Genomic DNA, 18251 nt, shown 5'->3' on the forward strand with positions numbered 1-18251 from the left:
GCACAGCTTAACTAATACTATATCAGCCAGGATTTATGAAATCTTAGTTAAGAAAGATCCGGCTTTGTTCCTTCTGTTTGAAATTCGATTTTCGGGATGGGAAAGAAAGCAGCCGGGAGATATGTATTGTGTACGCACCGTTGGAGCGGCGTCGGCACTTAGAGCGCGTCTTTTGCGCTCTTATGTACCGTTACGCCGCGACCGAGTGAAAACGTGTGCGCTAACAATACATACCTCCCAGCGGACTCTTTCTCAGTCAGATAAATCCGGAATTTCACTTCCGGTTCTTGCGGTAGATTACCGCCAGTCCTTTGAGCAGCAGGTTATCATCCAATGTGATCTTCCTCCGGCAGTATGGTACGATTTTCTTTGCCAGACCGCCTGTGGCGATCACTGTTGCCCTGCCGTCCAGTTCTTCGTTCATCCTGTCTATGATGCCGTCGATAGCCGCCGCAGCGCTGTAGATGGTGCCGCTCTTCATGCACTCGACTGTATTTTTCCCAATGATATGTTCCGGAGGCTCAAGGCTGATGCCGCCGAGCTGTGAGGCATGTGCCGTCAGCGAGTCCAGTGAGACACCGATTCCCGGATAGATCATTCCTCCGATATAATGCTTATCCTTATCAATGACACAGACTGTATTCGCTGTTCCCAGATCAAAGATGAGCAGCGGTGCAGGATACTCTGCGATCGCCGCTACCGAATCTACCACAAGGTCGCTTCCGAGCTGGGCAGGATTATCAATCCGGATATTAAGTCCTGTCTTGATTCCAGCCCCCACCACGAGCACTTCTTTCTTTAAAATCTTCTCGACAGCAAGTTTTGCCACTGTCGTAATCTGCGGAACAACCGAAGAAATAATGCCGCCCTCTATATCCGCCCGTTTTATATGATAGATATCGAGCACATTTTTAATATCGATAGCATACTCCAGTTCTGTCTTTGTCCTGACTGTGGAGAGCCGCTCAACAAAAAGGCAGTTTTGTTCCTCGATACAGCCGATCACAATATTCGTATTTCCGATATCAATTGCTAAGATCATCTTTTAAAATCCGAGCCTTTCTCTTACATTCTTTTTCAACAGCACTTTACCGATGCAGAGCGTCAGAATTCCTGCGATGATTGCTTCAGGCACTCCGTTAATCCCGATGACAGACACGATAAAGGTATAGCCCAGTGCTGCCGCCTTTCCACTGGCCTCTATATATGCGTCTCCATAAAATATGAATATCAAATTCATAACGAGCAGTGTGTTCACCAGTGCCCCTGATACGCCTGCAAGGACAAGCCCGACACTGGATACACCTTTCTTCCTGGTATCTTCGCTCACAAACCTGAGTACCAGTTTATATACGAAATATGGAACTACGCCCACCAGGATACGCGGGACAAAGCAGATGATCACGCTCCAGATGCCGCCGCTGATCTCACCGACACTGTAAAATGGGGTGAAAACGAAAGATGTAGCCGTCGGATTGATCGTGTTGTTGATAAAACTTGTCAGACCGAATACAAAGCCCAGCACGCCGCCTTTCTTCGGTCCCATCAGCAGTGAAGCGATAATGACAGGGATATGGATGATCGTTGCCCTTGTAAATCCAAGTGGGATATAGCCCAGAAAGGGGGTAAAGGCCATGATGCATATGATCGCACCGAATATCGCCACCTGGACCATGCTCATCGTGCTGTATCTGCTTCCTGCGGGTTTCTGTGTTGTTGAATTATTCATAATTACTGCCTCCTTGTTATCATTCCCCTGCGGGGATACAATACTTTTGGCACAGAATTTCATTCTGTATATATTGTTGTTACGTTTTCTGATTACATTTCTGTTTCTTCAGACATACGGTCTTCGCCGGCCGCTCTGATCTTCACGATCCGGTCAAGGATCTGCATGGCTGTCTCCTCTTTCGACATTTTCCCGAGTGAGATTTCCCCGTCCTTTGTTATGATCGTGACGACATTCGTGTCGCCGCCGAATCCGGCGCCTTCCACTCTCAGACTGTTTGCGACGATCATGTCGAGATGTTTTTTCTCCAGTTTTTTCCTGGAATTTTCCAGCAGCTTTTCCGTCTCCATTGCGAATCCGCACAAGAACTGTCCCTCCCGTCTGTTCTCTCCGAGATGTGCCAGAATATCGTCCGTTCGCTCCAGTTCGATCACAAGCTCACCATCTTGTTTCTTCATCTTCTGCCCGCTCACATATTTAGGCCGGTAATCCGCTACTGCCGCTGCCTTGATGATGATATCCTGCTCTGCCGCACGGCTCGTCACCGCCTCGTACATATCCGCGGCTGACCTGACCGGCACAGTTTCAACAAACTGAAGCTGTTCCAGCGCAGTCTGGCCGCTCACAAGCGTCACTTCCGCTCCGCGCCTTGCCGCCATCTTCGCAAGAGCATATCCCATCTTTCCTGTGGAATGGTTCGTGATGTAGCGTACCGGATCGATTGCTTCCTGTGTCGGCCCTGCTGTTACAAGGATCCTGATGTCCCGCATGTCCTTCCTGCATTCGATTTCCTGCAGAATATACTCAAGCAGCACTTTCGGCTCCGGCATCTTGCCTGTTCCCGTATCTCCGCATGCCAGATATCCCGATGCAGGAGTGATAACCTCACATCCGTACCTGATGAGCGTCTTAATGTTATCCTGCACGATCGGATTTTCGAACATATTCGTATTCATTGCCGGGGCAACGATTTTCCTGCATTTGCACGCCATCACAGTGGTGGTGAGCATATCATCGGCGATACCGTGCGCAAGTTTTCCGATCACGTTTGCACTGGCAGGCGCGATCATCACTACATCCGCCTTTTTTGCCAGAGATACATGCTCCACATTGAATTCAAAATTCCGGTCAAACGTATCGACCAGACACTTGTTTCCTGTAAGCGTCTCAAATGTGATCGGATTGATAAAATTCGTTGCATTCCGCGTCATCAGTACATGGACGTCCGCATCCAGTTTCTTAAGAGCACTGGCAAGGTATGCGGTCTTGTATGCCGCTATGCTGCCCGAGACTCCCAGAAGGACTGTCTTTCCTTTTAACATGGCTTTTCCCCTTTCTGTATTTTAGAACCGCTCATACTCCCTCGCCCTTCACATCCGCCGGCAAGGGAAACAAATGTGAACATCCCGCATCTGTATCGGGATTGCTCCGGTCCGGATTCATTATATTGCACGCATTGCGAAAAATCAATTTATCATACCGGAATTTGCCTTTATTTCATGAATATTATTGAAAAAAATACAAAATATAACTATAAATCGTATATTATTTCAGGAGGGTGCAGGTATGGACGAGCAGACTATAAAACTTCTTGAGGAATGCTGCTCTGGATGCAGAATGGCTGTCGAGAGTTTCGAACAAATTAAAGAATATGTAAAGGATACAGATCTTAAGAAATTAATCAGTGATTATACCGAAAAACATCGAAGTCTCGAAAAGGAGGCCTCTTCTCTTCTCAAAGAGTCCGGCAATGAAGAGCAGTCTGCCGGATTTATGGCGAGCGCTCTGTCGCGCTTCACAACGGAGATAAAGCTTACATTTAACAGTGACAACAGTCAGGTCGCCAAGCTTCTCATAGACGGTTGTACCATGGGGATCAAGACATTAGGAAAGAAAGCAAATCAATATGATAAGGCAGATAAGAAAGCAGGGGCTCTGGCACAGAAGATCATCCGGATTGAGGAAGCTCTTCTGAAAGAACTGAAAGATTATCTGTAGGACATAATACGGATATAAGACAAAAGGCAGATGTTTCTCTCCACTGTTTTGATAGAAACATCTGCCTGCTGATTATGCCATAACAGAAACGCTTTTCCGGATCCTATGCCACTTTTCCGGCCCGTTTTGCTTTGATAGCAGAACGTTTCTTACCGTACCAGATCAGCACCGCCACGTAAGCCGCTGCCGCAGCAACACCGATGATGTATGCGCCGAGCCACGGAATATGGAAACCAATCTGGGCATTCGCAATGTATGTAACCGTGACAAACGTATACCATGCGCCCGGGATAAGCGGCATCCATACAAATTTTGTCCTGCCTGTTTCGAACATCCATACCGTGATCGCAAGGAATGCGAACAGGGACAGACTCTGATTGGACCATGCAAAATATCTCCACAGAATATTAAATCCGTCTGCGTTGCTTTTTGCAAATACAAGGATCACTGCAACAAGTACGAAGATAACCGCCGCAAGGCCAAGTCTCTTCTTCGTGGACTTCTGATCAATATGAAGCCCGTCTGCAACTGCCAGACGAAGTGCTCGCAGAGCTGTATCTCCTGATGTGATCGGAAGAACGATAACTCCAAGAAGAGCAATAATTCCTCCGACCGGTCCAAGGATATGTTTACATACAACACCGATCGTAGCTGTTGCCAGAGATGCATTCGCCTCCTGAAGCCCCAGATTGTAAACGCCCATAGCTCCGGCAGCCCATACCATAGCAATAAAGCCTTCTACTACCATCATATTATAGAATGTCATACGTCCCTGTTTTTCGCTCTTCATCGTACGGGAAATAATCGCCGTCTGTGTGGAATGGAATCCGGACAGGATTCCGCACGCAACCGTGATAAAGAAAATCGGGATAAAGTGGTTGGCGCTGAAATAGTCGCCGTACAGTACGCTGCCTGCATTCCAGTTATCCCAGATTTCAGTAAGCGGGAATCCGAGTACAAAAATACCAATAAATACTCCCACTGCAGAGAACAGAAGAATCGCACCGAAGATCGGGTAAATACGTCCGATGATCTTGTCGATCGGGAATACCGTCGCAATCAGGTAATATACAAAGATCACGCCATAAATCACCCATGTGGATACAGAATCCACTGCTCCGTCGAATCCGAACACCTGAGTTGCCGCAATATCCCCCGGTGTATAGATAAATACTGCACCTACAAGGAGCAGAAGCAGGCTGCAGAAGATCTGATAGAAGGTATAAACGCCTCTGTTACTGTACTTTCGGATCATATCCGGCATCTGTGTCCCGCCGTCACGCAGGCAGATCATACCGGAGAAATAATCGTGCATAGCGCCGCCGATAATGTTTCCGATCGGAATCGTAATAAACGCGATCGGTCCGAACAGGATACCCTGGATCGGTCCAAGGATCGGACCTGTACCGGCGATGTTAAGCAGGTTGATCAGGCTGTTTTTCCAGCCCCTCATAGGTACATAGTCGACGCCGTCTTCTTTCGTATAAGCCGGAGTCTTTCTGTCATCGGGACCAAATACTTTCTCGCAGAACTTTCCGTAGAGAGCGGCTCCCACGAAAAGGATCACAAGACCAATAATAAATGTGATCATTTAAAACATCCTCCTTTTACTTTTCTATTCGTTATACTTTAACGCACTAATTCAGTATAGCAATGCAGTAATCGATTGTAAATGATGTATTTTATAATTATTTAATATTTTTCATTTTTTTATTAGAATTAATGAGATTAAAAAAGATCAACTCTTCGCATGAGCCAACGCAAAAATAACATTGTCTTTTTCCATTACTTTCAAGTATAATAGCGAAAGAAAAGGAGATTGACATTATGTTAAAATCATATATAGCTTTTGATGTCGAGACAACAGGTTTAAACCCTCTTGAAAATGAAATTATAGAGATAGGCGCGCTGAAAGTACGAGATGGAAAAGTTGCTGAACGCTTTATGGAATTCATAAGACCGACGGTATCCATCTCTCCTGCTATTACATCTCTGACCGGTATTACAAATGAGATGGTATCAGACGCCCGCCCCCGCTGCCAGGTCGTCTCCGACTTTCTTGATTTTTGTGAGGAGGACGTACTGATCGGACACAACGTATCTTTTGACTACAGCTTTATGAAATGCAGCGCAGCTTTAGACAACCTTCCTTTTGAAAAGATGGGAATTGATACGTTGAAGATTGCCCAGAAAGTACATAAAGAGCTTTCTTCCAAAAGTCTCGGGAGCCTGTGCGACTATTATCACATCGAAAACAAATCGGCCCACCGCGCATACCACGACGCTTTGGCCACAGCCAAACTGTATCAGACCCTGGCTCACTATTTTGAAGAAAAAGAGCCGAAGATATTCAAACCGGTGCAGCTTACATATAAAGTCAAGAAACCGCAGCCTGCCACACCGAAGCAGATCGCATTTCTGGAGAACCTCATCCGGAAAAGACACGCCCAAATCGACTGGAATCCTGATACGATCAGCCGCAGCGAGGCGTCCAGACTGATCGACGAGCTGCTGAAAGGATAACGAAGGATCTGTTACTGTATCCACTCCCAAAAAGCAGTATACCACTGACGATATTTACAAATTACCGGATTTCATAAAACGTAGCAAAGACTTTCTATGGACAGAATACACAAACATGTACATGTATGGCAATATATGCTATAATCACGAAAACGCCTTAAGCCTATCCCTCTGGACGTTCAAAAAGAAAAATATAATGTAAATTTTCTTTGAAGAAGCCCAAGAATAGTTCTCCTACAACTGTCAACACTCTCACCATGAAAGGATGTGTTACTATGCCATTACTGCAGCAGAACAAAGAGTATACCATCGATGATATCTATGCCCTGCCGGACGGACAGCGGGCAGAACTGATTGACGGCCAGATGTATATGATGGCACCTCCTACACGTAGACATCAACAGATACTTCTATCGCTCAGCCGCAAGATTGCCGACTACATCGAAAGGAAAGGCGGCTCCTGTGAGGTCGATATCGCCCCATTTGCCGTATTTCTCACCGCAGATGATAAAAACTATGTCGAGCCGGATATAAGCGTTATATGCAATCCCGACAAGCTCACAGACAAAGGCTGCACAGGTGCGCCGGACTGGATCATCGAGATTGTCTCTCCGGGAAGCAGGCGAACAGACTACTATACCAAGTTGTTCAAATACCGTACTGCCGGAGTTCGTGAATACTGGATTGTTGATCCAGAGAAAAACAGGATCATGGTTTATTCGTTTGAGTCCGACGATACCGCGGAATATACTTTCTCCGAGGCTGCCAAAGCCGGGATCTATGATGATCTGGAGATTGATTTCAGTTCAATAGATATCTAAGTAAAAGACTGCCGCTCCGCATCATCACTTCACTGGTGGGGTGGCTTTTTATTTTTGAGACAGAGGTTGAATTTTCCCATTTGGTACTTTTTTGGTACTTTTCTTGATTTCCTGCTACTGCCGTGTTATACTATCCCACGTTGCAAAGCCCACAAAAACCAAGGTCTATCGGGCTTGCCGCCGATTCCCGGCGTACGTCGGAAACTTCATTTCCGACTCTCGCGGCATCCGCCGGATGTACACATAAACGTGTCCGCCCGGCTCATTGCTTCGCGGAAAATGCACCGTGTGTTCGAGACCTTCCACACGTAAAACAAAACTAAAGGAGAATTGAAAAATGAAAATGTTTGTTCAGAACAAAGTGCTTTTCATGGCACAGGCGGCTATGATCGCCGCAATCTATGTCGTGCTGACTCTGCTCGGCGCGTCGTTCAGTTATGGAGAGGTTCAGGTCCGTATTTCCGAGGCACTGACCATCCTTCCGGTATTTACCCCCGCAGCAGTTCCAGGTGTATTTTTAGGTTGTCTTATCAGCAACATCCTCGGCGGATGCATTATTCCTGATATCATTTTGGGAAGTCTCGCCACACTGATCGGAGCAGTCTTTACCTGGATGCTTAGAAACAAGAGCAAATATCTCGCACCGCTCCCGCCGATCATTGCAAATATGATCGTAGTACCGTTTGTACTGAAATACGGCTACATGGTGCCGCTCCCGATTCCGTTCATGATGCTGACAGTAGGGATCGGCGAAGTGATTTCCTGCGGAGTGCTTGGACTGATCCTGTATGCTGCACTGAACAGATACAGAGGGCTGATTTTCAGAACGACTGCGTAGAAAACGCAGAGCCGTTATGGCAATTACCGGCTGTATAATAACTTGTAACAAAAATAAAGGTTCCTGATCGCGGATGATTCTTTAAAACATCATCCCCGCATCGGAACCTCTTTTTTATATCATGTTTCTGTTACTTCCGCCGCAGCATTTTGAATCAGCTGATATACCCGATAAATACATTTCCACTGTCTTCCGTCTGCTTTTCCATTGTGCTCATCGACACCGTATGTGACTCGCCGTCATTCGGATCAATGTAGGTAATATCCGTTGTAGTATATCCCGTCAGAAGTACTGCATGATCTGTATCAATCAGTGCGATCACCGGACAGCCTCGATTGATCACATAGAGCACCTGATCCAGTGTGCAGCCCGTCAGATTTATCTGATGTGCCTCGTATCTCTCCATATAACGTTCACATGCCTCCAGAGAAGTCTCATTTCCTTCTCTACCGAATGCGGATGCGTCTGTGGAGTATACAAGATCACGGTTGCCTCTCTCCCATACATACTGCTGGTTGGAAGAGATGACCACGCCTGACACTTCATTGGCCTTCTGGATCGCATAGCCCGCCCGGTCATAAATCTCAACAAGTTCGCCCATGCCGTACACATAGAACTTCTCACCGCTGTCTCCTCCGCCCAAAGTGACTGTAAGCGGCTCGCGGGAGGCAATCTGTCCCGGTTTTATCAGCTTTGGCTCTGTACTGCCGATTCCATCTGCAAATGTCATCCTCACCTGGGTCTCTTTCAGATCTGTCGTATATGTCTCCAGTGAAATAGATGTCTCTGCACGCTCCTGATTATTGGTAATATATTCCTGAGAGGTCGAATTATAGGTATCGCCTTCTTTCACGACCCGGTTAAGCGTCAGGAGATTTCCATCGATCAGAATATCTGTTGTATATATGTTCTGGTCTTCGAAGGAATACTGCGCCTCTGTCTCATTCTTCGAATTACGTATCTCGATCTCATACATGGGGCTGATTTCTTCGCCTGCTGCCGTCACACCTGTATCTGACGGACGTGATTTTCCGAATACAAAGTCCCCGTTAATGAACCCGAGAGGCCGCAAAGTTTCGCCGTCAGCGGCGTCTATCGTGTACGTATCTCCGCTCTTTAAGTTCATCACACAGATTCCCGTCTGTGCTGCATCTGTGCCTTCTTCCGAATTATCCTCTTCATCCGACTGGCTGCCGGCAGTCTGATATGCCATCTGCTGTCCGTCATCAGAAACGGCGTACTGATCTTCTGACAGATTCTCTGCAAGGACAGTCTGATCGTCACTGTCCAGATCGATCTGATAAAGCGTTCCGTCAGCAAGCACATGCAGCATGGACTGCTCGTGGTTATAATAAACCATTTTGCCGAGTTCATCCGCTGCAATGGCATAGGATTTTGTGCTCGGAATAAATGCCTTCTCCTCGATCGCGTTAGTATCCGTACTGAAATAATAAATCCCGACTCCTACTTCTCCTTCATGATAGCCGCGGTTCATATATCCATAGACAGCGAACGCAAGATTGCCGTTGTCATCCATACTGATGATCCGCACCGCATGCTGATCGTTTTTGCTCCGCATATCCCTGCCTTCCTGATCGGAGAAGCTGAATACTTCAGTCAGTTCATCCTCTTCTCCGTTATAGAGCCAGAGGTTTCTTCCCTGTACAAATGCAACGATCGTCTCGTCACTGTTCGCCTCATACTGTACGTCATCTAACGATGTAATTCCGAAGAGGATGCCGTTCTCATCAAAATCCTGCGTCCTTCCCTCGAAGATCTGTTCCATATCCCTGTTGTAATCCAGCAGATAGATCGTATCCACCAGGAAGCGCACACGGAAGAATTCTTTCACATTATACAGTGCCGTCTCTCCGTTTTCGTCCTGACAGGAGACCTGATATTTGGCCAGAATAGATGTGTATACTGTATTGCTCTCTTTAATGCTCCACTCCACATCCCCGACGATCTCCGGCGAGAGTTCCCCCCACTGCACATGTGTAACATCAGAGTGAATATTAACTGTCTGGTATGTCGTATTATCGCTCTCCTCATTCGGCTCCAGATGGCTTTGGAGATCCTCAGTCCCGTTCTGGTTTATGGCCTTGTCATGAAAATCCATTGCATACTCAAGGCATTTCTGTGTCGTCAGATCGGTCGGATCTGCAATCCTTGTATAATAACTGACCGTTTCGTCACCGGCTGTCAGGACCAATTTGAGCACGGCTTCTCGTACTTCATCCGACAGGATATTTCCAAGCCGAAGCGATACCTGTCCGTTCTCGTCGGGAACATCTGCATTTCCCTCCGTATATTTATCTTCTCCGTCCAGTGAATACACTTCATAAGAAATATCAGATATCTCATTGCCGTTTTCCTCTATATTCACCGTCAGGGAACCGCCTGCGCCAAGAGGCGTGATCGTATCACGCATGGCTGTGACATCCATATCCTGCACATAACCGAAAAGAGGATTCACCTCTGTATTTCCCACTGTAAACGATACTCTTGGAAGGGTAGGTGACCCCATATCTACAATCTCGTCATCTGTTCCACTGTTTATGACCATACTGCTGATTACAAGCGCTGCAATAAACACAGCAGCCAGCACTCCCACTTTGATGAGTCTTTTCTTCATCCTTATTTATTCTCCCTTATTATTAAGCAGGCGTCCCAAAGTAAGCTCTGCCTGCAGAAACTGTTCACATTTTATGATATCTTCAGCCGCCTTGCCGGCTTTTCTTCTGTCCGATTTTTTCCCGGCATCCGCACGCCTTCCCCCGGCCTCATATTTCTTTACCGCACGGAGCAGGATATTTTTCGGCGTGTGCTCCATATCGATAAATTCGAGTACCTGAGTCTCATATCCCATACTTTCCAGGTATTTTGCCCTCAGGCCATCGGTCACAAGCGCGGCAAATCGCTCCCTTAAAAGACCGTAATCCATAACCGGCGCAAGTATTTCGGCCGCCGGGCATCCCCGGGTGCTTTCCCTCTTCCCCGCAGTGCCCGCTGTTCCTCCCGCCGGAGAAAGCTGTGCATTGAGCTCATGCTGGCAGCACGGCACCGAGAGGATCACCTTTGCATTCCATCCCACTGCCTTGGCAAGCGCATAGTCGGTTGCCGTGTCACAGGCATGAAGTGTGACGACCATATCCACCTGATCCACGCCCTCATAATCCGCGATATCCCCCACGAGGAACGACAGCTTGTCATACCCGTATTTTTCCGCCAGATTTCCACAGTGCCGGATCACATCCTCCTTGAGATCCAGACCGACAATGCGGATGTCATATCCTTTCAGCTCATGAAGATAATAATACATGGCAAATGTAAGATAGGATTTCCCGCATCCGAAATCAAGGATCGTGAGCTCCCTGTCCCGGTCGAGCTGCGGCAGGATATCCTCTATAAACTCCAGGAACCGGTTGATCTGCCGGAATTTATCCGTCTTTGTCCTCACAATCTTCCCGTCCTCTGTCATTACACCCAGATCTTTGAGGAACGGTACCGGAATTCCTTCTTCCAATATATAATGTTTCCTCCGGTTATGGGAAAGATCCGCTGCCCCGGCTTTTTCTTTTCTCGTCTTTTTCTTAACAGTAGCTTTTCCTTTTTTGCTGATAAGGACCGTATATTCCTCCCCTGTCGTCTCGATCTGCATCTGCCGGAACTGCCCTGCATATTCCAGGAACTGCTCTCTTGCCTCTTCCTTTTCCAGATTCTTGTGAAAAGCCTGCTTTGCCGTAAATGACTCAAACTGAAAAACCAGTTTGTCCTTTTTCCTGAGCGGGCGGACTTTTACTTTTATTATTCCGTCTTTTTCCCGTGGATTACTGATGACCGCACGGATAAAATCTATATTTAAAACCGTATCAAACAGTCTTGAAATCTCTTCCATCTTTTCTCCTTACAATCTATTGTTCCGGCTGCTGCCGGTTTTCGCTCTCTATGAGAAACTTCTTCTCTCTGAGCATGTTCTCGATCATATCCAGCGTTTCTTCGCTGTCAGCTTCAACTGTGTGGTAATGATAATCCGAAGTAATATTTTTGAGGGGGCTTGACTTTCCGTTTTCGATATCTGCGATAAATTCCGCTACTCTGCGTCTGGAAGTAATGTTGAGCTCTGCCTCCAGCCGTCCGTACACCCTGTGATGTACTATTACATCACAGACTTTTCCTCCCAGATCAACAATGGAATTCAGCTCTTCCTCAAGCTGTGCGTCTGTATGTCTGACCTTAAAGATACGTCTTACCGAACATGGCTCATTTATAATATATCCTCTGTTTGTAGATATAATGTCATAACCCGCCGCACGGATCAGTGCAATGTCCTGCACGATCACTTGTCTGCTCACGTCAAACTCGGCGGCAAGCGATCTTCCGGATACGGGAACCGCGCTGTTTCTGATCTTCTCCGTGATCGCGTTCCTTCTGTCTGAACCTGTCATCCGATTTCCTCCTCTCCGCGCAAAACAGGCGCGCAGAACAGATTTTCTCTGTGTATGCGCGCCCGCCATGAGTTTCTGTTCTTCGTTGATCACAAGTCCCAGCCTGTAACCCTACTCATACAGAATGCAGGTTTTTCATTGAAATGTCAAGTATAGATGCAGAATGTGTCAGTGCTCCGCTTGATATATAGTCTACACCGAGTTCAGTCAGTCTTGCAATGTTCTCTTTTGTCACATTGCCGGAACACTCCGTCTGTGCCCGTCCGTCGATGATGCGGACTGCCTCCCGCATTTCGTCGGGAGACATATTGTCGAGCATGATAATATCTGCCCCCGCTTCGAGCGCCTCTCGGACCATGTCCAGGTTCTCCACCTCTACTTCAATCTTACGCACGAACGGCGCATATTCCTTCGCCATCTTCACAGCCCGTGCCACGCTGCCGGCTGCTCCAATGTGGTTATCCTTCAGCAGCACCCCGTCAGAAAGATTATATCTGTGATTATATCCGCCGCCGACCCTGACCGCATATTTTTCAAAGATCCTCATATTCGGCGTAGTCTTGCGCGTATCCAGAAGCTTTGTTTTGCTCCCCTTTAAAAGTTCCGCCACAGAATGAGTATAAGTTGCGATTCCGCTCATCCTTTGAAGGTAATTAAGCGCTGTACGCTCACCGGACAGAAGGGCTCTGATGTCTCCTCTTACTTTTCCCATCAGCTGCCCCGATTTCACCTCGTCACCGTCCTTACAGTAAAACTCAGCCGTCGCGCCTGCATCCAACAGTTCAAACACTCTGCGGAACACCTCTAAGCCCGCAATAATGCCGTCCTGCTTGCATATCAGATCCACCTCTCCGGTAACTGCTTCTTTCATCACTGCGTTTGTGCTCACATCTTCACTTGATATATCTTCTTTAAGTGCTTCCTGGATCAGATGATCCGCCTGAAGCGTCATTGTAATCTCGTTCATTGCCGTACCTCACTTTCTCCTGCTGTCACTTCTGTGATCTCACTTTATATCTCGCCCTGTATCCTGCTATGCATCCCACTCTGCCGCAATCTTGCCCGCAGCTCTCTTGGCAAACACCATACTCTCCAGCAGCGAATTGCTGGCCAGACGATTTGCCCCGTGAACTCCGTTGCAGCTCGTCTCGCCTGCTGCAAACAGTCGTTCCATGGAAGTCTGGCTGTCGCTGTCCACCCAGATGCCTCCCATAAAATAGTGCTGGGCCGGCACTACCGGTATCCACTCTTTCGTGACATCATATCCTTCTTCCAGACAATGCTCATATATATTGGGGAAATGATGGAGGATCGTATCTCTGTCAATCCGTTCCATAGACAGCCAGACATGATCTGTCCCGTCCTTTTTCATCTGCTCGCGTATCGCCTGCGTCACTACGTCGCGGGGCTGAAGTTCGTCTGTAAAACGGTTTCCATTCTTGTCGAGCAGGATTGCCCCCTCTCCCCTTACGGATTCCGAGATGAGGAATCTCCGTCCCGGTTTTCTGGAATAGAGTGTCGTAGGATGAATCTGTACATAATCCAGATGCTCCAGCCGTATCCCGTGCTTCTCAGCGATGCGCAGGGCATCTCCCGTCAGGTGCGGATAATTGGTCGAATGTTCGTAGAGCCCGCCGATACCACCGCTTGCAAGGATCGTGTATGGCGCCCGGATCATAAGCCTATCCCCTGCGGCGTCTTCCGCAATGACCCCCGCACACTTCTCATCCTCTACTATGATATCTGTCATAGCAGTATACTCCATGATCGTCACATTTTCAAGCAGACGCACCTGTACCAGCAGTCTGCCAGTGATCTCCTTTCCGGTTACATCTTCATGGAACAGGATACGCGGTCTGGAGTGGGCTCCTTCTCTTGTAAACTCATAATTTTGCAGGAAATCTTCTGCATCTTCACCGGCCGTTTCCTTTCTTGCGAACTCCACGCCGTATCCGATCAGCTCTTTTATGATATCCCGTGAGCTTCGGATCATTATATCTACCGATTCTTTCCGATTCTCATAATGCCCGGCCCGCATCGTATCCTCAAAATAGCTGTCGTAATCCGCGTCATCACGGAGTACGCAGATCCCTCCCTGGGCAAGAAATGAATCGCTGCTCTCTGCATCGGATTTGGTGATCACCACGACCCGCCTATCCTTTGGCAGGCTGAGCGCCGCAAACAGTCCTGCCGCTCCTGTGCCGACAATGACAACATCTGCCCGTATATCTCTCGCATATTCCGTCTCTTCCATCTTCATTCCGTCTCTGTCCATTTCTTCTCTCACTTCTTTCTCTGATGTGCCGTAAATTCTTTATTTTGCCAGCCTGAGCATCTCTTCGAGCGGCTGCCGTGACTCTTCCCGGAGCTTTTCATCCATTACGACTTCATTTTCTCCGGTCCGCAGCACCCGGAGGATCTTGTCCGGTGTGACCAGTTTCATATCCTCGCACACCGGCTCGGCTTCAGTAAAGTAAAATTTCTTTCCCGGATATCTCTTTTCAAGCTCCGCCCGTACTCCATTCTCCGTACATATGATAAATTCCGCTGCCTCACTCTCTCCTGCATAACGGATGATCCCGGATGTGCTGCCCACGTAATCCGAAAGCTCCAATACAGCTCTGCTGCATTCAGGGTGGGAGAGCACTTCGGCATCCGGATGCGCCGCCTTTGCAGCTCTGATCTGCTCAGTCTGTATCTGTTCATGAACCGGGCAGTATCCGTCATTAAAGATAAAATGCTTCTCCGGGACCTGCTCCGCCACAAAATGTGCCAGATTTTTATCCGGTATAAAGAATATATTCCTGTTCGGCAGCGCCTTTACGATCTGCACCGCATTTGCCGATGTCACGCAGACATCTGACAGTCTTTTCAACTCTGCCGTAGAATTGATATAGCAGACGACCGCCACGTCATCGTACATCTCCCTCACCCGCCTGATCCGCTCTGCATCAGCCATATGCGCCATGGCACAGTCTGCCCGTGCATCCGGCATAAGCACCGTCTTCCCGGGATTCAGCACTTTTGCGCTCTCTCCCATAAATGAAACCCCGCAGAAAACTATCGTCTGCTCCTTGAGCCCTGCCGCCACTTTGCTCAGGTAGAAGGAGTCGCCTATGTAATCCGCCAGCTCCTGCACTTCCGGTCTGACATAATAGTGCGCCAGTATTACCGCATTTTTTTCTCTTTTTAACTGTTCGATCTCTTCTCTGACTGTCATATGTACACCTCTTTAATTTTCGCTCATTGTGCAAATTATAGCACTTGATATTACAGGTGACAAGACACATGAATTTACAAATATTTTACAGAAACGCGGTTTTCTTTCGTCAATACATACAGAGAGCTGCCTTGCCGGCTCATATTCGAACCTGCAGGGCAGCCCTCTGTATTTCATCATTTTTAACGTCAGTGTACACCCACACTATCATACTTCTTTTTTCAAGACAGCTCTCGACCGCTCACCGTCATCTACGATCTCCACCTCCGGAAAGCTCTGTATATACTGTTTAAACTGTGAGAACCCATAATCTCTCACCTTAAAATCACCGAATTTCATCCGGATCCGGTTGCCGAGAGAACTGAGTGCGATCCCGTACCTGCCGCCGCTTTTAATCTGCTGCAAAATATATTCCTCCAGCATTTCCTTACGGCTCTTATCTTCGTACAGGGTCACAGATACTTTCGTTCCTTCCTGGATCAGCTTCAGCTTAGGCAGAGTCTCAAGGAATTTCGACAGCAGACTGTATCCGTACCGGCGCACATCAAAATCCGGGTAAAGCTTCACCAGACGGCTTCCCACCTCGCCCAGACCAGTCTCCCGGTCGTCATTTTGATTCTCCGTGATGATCTTGACCACAGCCTCCTCGATCTGTTCTTTAGATACCGCGGTCCGTTTCTTCTGTTCCTTTCCGTGGACATGGTGAACGGCGCCTTTTTCCTCCCGTTCATCTTTCTCCATTGTGCTGTCCTCCAAAAGCAGTTCCAGCTCTGTAAATATATCACATGCTTTGCGGAACGGCGAGGGCGTCTTGTCCTCTCCCATCCCGATCACAGTCTTCCCGCTCTCTCTTAATCGGCTGGCAAGCCTTGTAAAATCGCTGTCGCTGGACACAAGACAAAAGCCCTCCAGTTCGCTCGTATAGAGCATGTCCATCGCATCTATGATCATGGCCGAATCTGTAGCGTTCTTGCCGTGAGTATAACTGAACTGCTGGATCGGCGTGATCGAATTCTGGAGGAGTTCCTCTTTCCAGCTTGCATTGTTCGTCCTCGTCCAGTCTCCGTATATCCTCTTGTATGTGACGTTTCCATATTTTGACAGCTCGTCCAGTATAGGCTGAATATATTTTGCAGATACATTGTCCGCATCGATCAAGAGCGCGAATCGGTCTTCCATGTCATGTAGTCCTCCCCCTGCATATTTTTCCATTCAAATTTTCCGTTCTCATATATCATATAACTGTGGACAGATCCTTCTTTCGGGATAGATACCGAGCCCGGATTCAGATACCAGAATCTGTTTCCGTCCATATCCATGATCTCGTCGCATGCAGGCACATGTGTGTGTCCTGTCAGCAGGATATCTCCGTCCTTAAGCGGGGGGAGATGCTTCGGATGATATACGTGTCCGTGAGTGGCAAATATGCTGACTGTTCCCGCACTTCCATCCGCCTGCCCCGCAGCATCATGTTCCTTCTTCTCCATACTCCCGGCCGCCGCGGCGCTTTTTCCCGCCGGGATTTCACCGGACAGTGTATTCGCCGGCAGTTCAAGGAAACAGTAGTCCGCCATGATCGGGAACTTCAGAACCATCTGGTCCACCTCGGTATCACAGTTCCCGCGCACACACAGCAGATGTTCTCTCATCGGATTGAGCATAGCAATAACTTCTTTCGGAGCATATCCTTCCGGCAGATCATTTCTCGGTCCGTGATACAGGATATCTCCCAGTATCAGAAGCCTGTCTGCCTCTTCTCTTCTGTATGCCTCCAGCATCTGCCCGCAGTACCGGGCCGATCCGTGTATGTCTGACGCGATCATAAGTTTCATACTCTCTCTGTCCTGCCTTTCTCTGCCTTTTCTGTTCCTTATCTTAACACAGAGATTTTCTCTTGTAAATCACCCCTTGACAACGGTGCTATAGTATAAGTGTAACAAAGAAATACACTTAACAACACCTACTTGTTAGAACAAAGTTGAAGGCTGCTAAGCGTGATTCAGTGATTGGAGGAAAAGATAAATGAATACTTTAAAAGCTGAAAAAAGGGACATGACAATCAAAGCCAAAAAACTTAGACGTGAAGGATTTGTTACGGGCTGTATCTTCGGCCGTGAGATGGAAGAATCCATTCCGCTCAAGATGGTAAAAGGGGACGTAGAGAAGCTTCTCAAGACCGAGGGCAAAGGCGGCAGGATCCGTCTTGAAGTAGAAGGCGAAGCTTACGATGCCCTGATCAAAGAAGTTGACTTCAACCCGATCAAAGGCGGAGTTGACGAGATTGATTTCCAGGCACTCGTAAGTACTGAGAAAGTCCACTCATCCGCAGAGATCCATCTGATCAACGCAGATAAACTCGCCGCCGGAGTACCGCAGCAGATGCTCCATGAAGTAGACTTTAAAGCATTACCGTCTGCTCTGGTAGAAAAAATCGAGCTGGATATCGGTGACCTGAAAGTCGGCGATACAATCCGTGTAAAAGATCTCGAGATTGCTAAAGATAACGATGTTGACCTGACGACCGATCCGGAAGCAACAGTAGTCACTGTTACAGAAGTACGGGCAGCAGCGGCTGATACAGAAGAGGAAGCAGCTTCCACAGAAGAATAAGATGAATTCAGATTTATCAGACTGAGAAAGAGTCCGCCGGGAGGTATGTATTGTTATCGCACAC

The 18251-nt window shown here is 47.8% G+C and carries 17 protein-coding genes; 5 read left to right on the plus strand and 12 right to left on the minus strand.

Translation table 11 applies throughout. The features are described 5' to 3' along the window. Positions 1 to 274: 274 nt before the first annotated feature. The 3 genes from FNY66_RS14410 to coaBC all read right to left on the minus strand — a co-directional run bounded on the left by FNY66_RS14410 (position 275) and on the right by coaBC (position 3051). Positions 275 to 1042 carry a type III pantothenate kinase gene (locus FNY66_RS14410; RefSeq protein WP_150311590.1) on the minus strand — a complete coding sequence of 256 codons (768 nt, stop codon included), beginning with the start codon at positions 1040 to 1042 and terminating at the stop codon, positions 275 to 277. A gap of 3 nt (positions 1043 to 1045) precedes the next feature. Further along, on the minus strand, positions 1046 to 1729 hold the full coding sequence (locus FNY66_RS14415; RefSeq protein ID WP_229409543.1) for an ECF transporter S component: 684 nt from the start codon (positions 1727 to 1729) through the stop codon (positions 1046 to 1048). Positions 1730 to 1821: 92 nt separating this feature from the next. Beyond that, a complete protein-coding gene (gene coaBC / locus FNY66_RS14420) occupies positions 1822 to 3051 on the minus strand; it encodes a bifunctional phosphopantothenoylcysteine decarboxylase/phosphopantothenate--cysteine ligase CoaBC (RefSeq protein WP_150311591.1) in 1230 nt (409 codons plus the stop codon). A gap of 244 nt (positions 3052 to 3295) precedes the next feature. On the opposite strand from coaBC, the gene FNY66_RS14425 reads away from it, so the two are divergent. Beyond that, the gene (locus tag FNY66_RS14425; protein WP_150311592.1) at positions 3296 to 3727 is read left to right on the plus strand and encodes a DUF2383 domain-containing protein; all 432 of its coding nucleotides are present in this window, start codon (positions 3296 to 3298) and stop codon (positions 3725 to 3727) included. A 103-nt stretch (positions 3728 to 3830) separates the two neighbouring features. Here the strand turns inward: FNY66_RS14425 and FNY66_RS14430 are convergent, their stop codons facing one another. Then, the gene (locus FNY66_RS14430) at positions 3831 to 5318 is read right to left on the minus strand and encodes a carbon starvation CstA family protein (RefSeq protein WP_087152391.1); all 1488 of its coding nucleotides are present in this window, start codon (positions 5316 to 5318) and stop codon (positions 3831 to 3833) included. 236 nt (positions 5319 to 5554) lie between these two features. Here FNY66_RS14430 and FNY66_RS14435 point away from each other — a divergent pair, with 236 nt between their 5' ends. From FNY66_RS14435 to FNY66_RS14445, 3 genes are all read left to right on the plus strand, one after another. Beyond that, a complete protein-coding gene (locus FNY66_RS14435) occupies positions 5555 to 6250 on the plus strand; it encodes a 3'-5' exonuclease (protein ID WP_150311593.1) in 696 nt (231 codons plus the stop codon). A gap of 275 nt (positions 6251 to 6525) precedes the next feature. Beyond that, entirely contained in the window at positions 6526 to 7071 is a 546-nt protein-coding gene (locus FNY66_RS14440) for a Uma2 family endonuclease (protein WP_087152389.1), read from the plus strand. 337 nt (positions 7072 to 7408) lie between these two features. After that, positions 7409 to 7909, plus strand: a complete 501-nt coding sequence (locus tag FNY66_RS14445; RefSeq protein WP_150311594.1) for a QueT transporter family protein — start codon at positions 7409 to 7411, stop codon at positions 7907 to 7909. Positions 7910 to 8063: 154 nt separating this feature from the next. Here FNY66_RS14445 and FNY66_RS14450 read toward each other — a convergent pair whose 3' ends face one another. The 8 genes from FNY66_RS14450 to yfcE form a co-directional block, all read right to left on the minus strand. Then, a complete protein-coding gene (locus FNY66_RS14450) occupies positions 8064 to 10544 on the minus strand; it encodes a C39 family peptidase (protein ID WP_150311595.1) in 2481 nt (826 codons plus the stop codon). 6 nt (positions 10545 to 10550) lie between these two features. After that, positions 10551 to 11807 carry a class I SAM-dependent methyltransferase gene (locus tag FNY66_RS14455; protein ID WP_150311596.1) on the minus strand — a complete coding sequence of 419 codons (1257 nt, stop codon included), beginning with the start codon at positions 11805 to 11807 and terminating at the stop codon, positions 10551 to 10553. 16 nt (positions 11808 to 11823) lie between these two features. Continuing rightward, a complete protein-coding gene (locus FNY66_RS14460; RefSeq protein WP_150311597.1) occupies positions 11824 to 12357 on the minus strand; it encodes a transcription repressor NadR in 534 nt (177 codons plus the stop codon). A gap of 115 nt (positions 12358 to 12472) precedes the next feature. Continuing rightward, entirely contained in the window at positions 12473 to 13324 is an 852-nt protein-coding gene (nadC, locus tag FNY66_RS15860; RefSeq protein ID WP_229409544.1) for a carboxylating nicotinate-nucleotide diphosphorylase, read from the minus strand. Positions 13325 to 13390: 66 nt separating this feature from the next. Further along, a complete protein-coding gene (locus FNY66_RS15865) occupies positions 13391 to 14632 on the minus strand; it encodes an L-aspartate oxidase (RefSeq protein WP_408631290.1) in 1242 nt (413 codons plus the stop codon). A gap of 39 nt (positions 14633 to 14671) precedes the next feature. Further along, a complete protein-coding gene (nadA, locus tag FNY66_RS14470; RefSeq protein ID WP_150311598.1) occupies positions 14672 to 15577 on the minus strand; it encodes a quinolinate synthase NadA in 906 nt (301 codons plus the stop codon). A 207-nt stretch (positions 15578 to 15784) separates the two neighbouring features. Next, complete coding sequence (locus FNY66_RS14475; protein WP_087152383.1) at positions 15785 to 16756, minus strand: NYN domain-containing protein; 972 nt, start codon at positions 16754 to 16756, stop codon at positions 15785 to 15787. Next, on the minus strand, positions 16732 to 17409 hold the full coding sequence (gene yfcE, locus FNY66_RS14480) for a phosphodiesterase (protein WP_150311599.1): 678 nt from the start codon (positions 17407 to 17409) through the stop codon (positions 16732 to 16734). The genes FNY66_RS14475 and yfcE overlap by 25 nt, the downstream gene beginning before the upstream one ends. A 190-nt stretch (positions 17410 to 17599) precedes the next feature. Between yfcE and FNY66_RS14485 the strand changes: the two genes are divergently transcribed. Then, positions 17600 to 18187: a 50S ribosomal protein L25 gene (locus FNY66_RS14485; RefSeq protein WP_150311600.1), complete on the plus strand. Its 588-nt coding sequence runs from the start codon at positions 17600 to 17602 to the stop codon at positions 18185 to 18187. Positions 18188 to 18251 lie beyond the last annotated feature (64 nt).

This window comes from Mediterraneibacter catenae, from assembly GCF_008691045.1.
Taxonomy (GTDB): Bacteria; Bacillota; Clostridia; order Lachnospirales; family Lachnospiraceae; genus Mediterraneibacter; species Mediterraneibacter ornithocaccae.

What these genes read in the sequence shown, in the direction of transcription:
- FNY66_RS14410 (WP_150311590.1), bottom strand. Translation starts at nt 1,042, where the DNA reads ATGATCTTAGCAATTGATATCGGAAATACGAATATTGTGATCGGCTGT.
- FNY66_RS14415 (WP_229409543.1), bottom strand. Translation starts at nt 1,729, where the DNA reads ATGAATAATTCAACAACACAGAAACCCGCAGGAAGCAGATACAGCACG.
- coaBC (WP_150311591.1), bottom strand. Translation starts at nt 3,051, where the DNA reads ATGTTAAAAGGAAAGACAGTCCTTCTGGGAGTCTCGGGCAGCATAGCG.
- FNY66_RS14425 (WP_150311592.1), top strand. Translation starts at nt 3,296, where the DNA reads ATGGACGAGCAGACTATAAAACTTCTTGAGGAATGCTGCTCTGGATGC.
- FNY66_RS14430 (WP_087152391.1), bottom strand. Translation starts at nt 5,318, where the DNA reads ATGATCACATTTATTATTGGTCTTGTGATCCTTTTCGTGGGAGCCGCT.
- FNY66_RS14435 (WP_150311593.1), top strand. Translation starts at nt 5,555, where the DNA reads ATGTTAAAATCATATATAGCTTTTGATGTCGAGACAACAGGTTTAAAC.
- FNY66_RS14440 (WP_087152389.1), top strand. Translation starts at nt 6,526, where the DNA reads ATGCCATTACTGCAGCAGAACAAAGAGTATACCATCGATGATATCTAT.
- FNY66_RS14445 (WP_150311594.1), top strand. Translation starts at nt 7,409, where the DNA reads ATGAAAATGTTTGTTCAGAACAAAGTGCTTTTCATGGCACAGGCGGCT.
- FNY66_RS14450 (WP_150311595.1), bottom strand. Translation starts at nt 10,544, where the DNA reads ATGAAGAAAAGACTCATCAAAGTGGGAGTGCTGGCTGCTGTGTTTATT.
- FNY66_RS14455 (WP_150311596.1), bottom strand. Translation starts at nt 11,807, where the DNA reads ATGGAAGAGATTTCAAGACTGTTTGATACGGTTTTAAATATAGATTTT.
- FNY66_RS14460 (WP_150311597.1), bottom strand. Translation starts at nt 12,357, where the DNA reads ATGACAGGTTCAGACAGAAGGAACGCGATCACGGAGAAGATCAGAAAC.
- nadC (WP_229409544.1), bottom strand. Translation starts at nt 13,324, where the DNA reads ATGAACGAGATTACAATGACGCTTCAGGCGGATCATCTGATCCAGGAA.
- FNY66_RS15865 (WP_408631290.1), bottom strand. Translation starts at nt 14,632, where the DNA reads ATGGACAGAGACGGAATGAAGATGGAAGAGACGGAATATGCGAGAGAT.
- nadA (WP_150311598.1), bottom strand. Translation starts at nt 15,577, where the DNA reads ATGACAGTCAGAGAAGAGATCGAACAGTTAAAAAGAGAAAAAAATGCG.
- FNY66_RS14475 (WP_087152383.1), bottom strand. Translation starts at nt 16,756, where the DNA reads ATGGAAGACCGATTCGCGCTCTTGATCGATGCGGACAATGTATCTGCA.
- yfcE (WP_150311599.1), bottom strand. Translation starts at nt 17,409, where the DNA reads ATGAAACTTATGATCGCGTCAGACATACACGGATCGGCCCGGTACTGC.
- FNY66_RS14485 (WP_150311600.1), top strand. Translation starts at nt 17,600, where the DNA reads ATGAATACTTTAAAAGCTGAAAAAAGGGACATGACAATCAAAGCCAAA.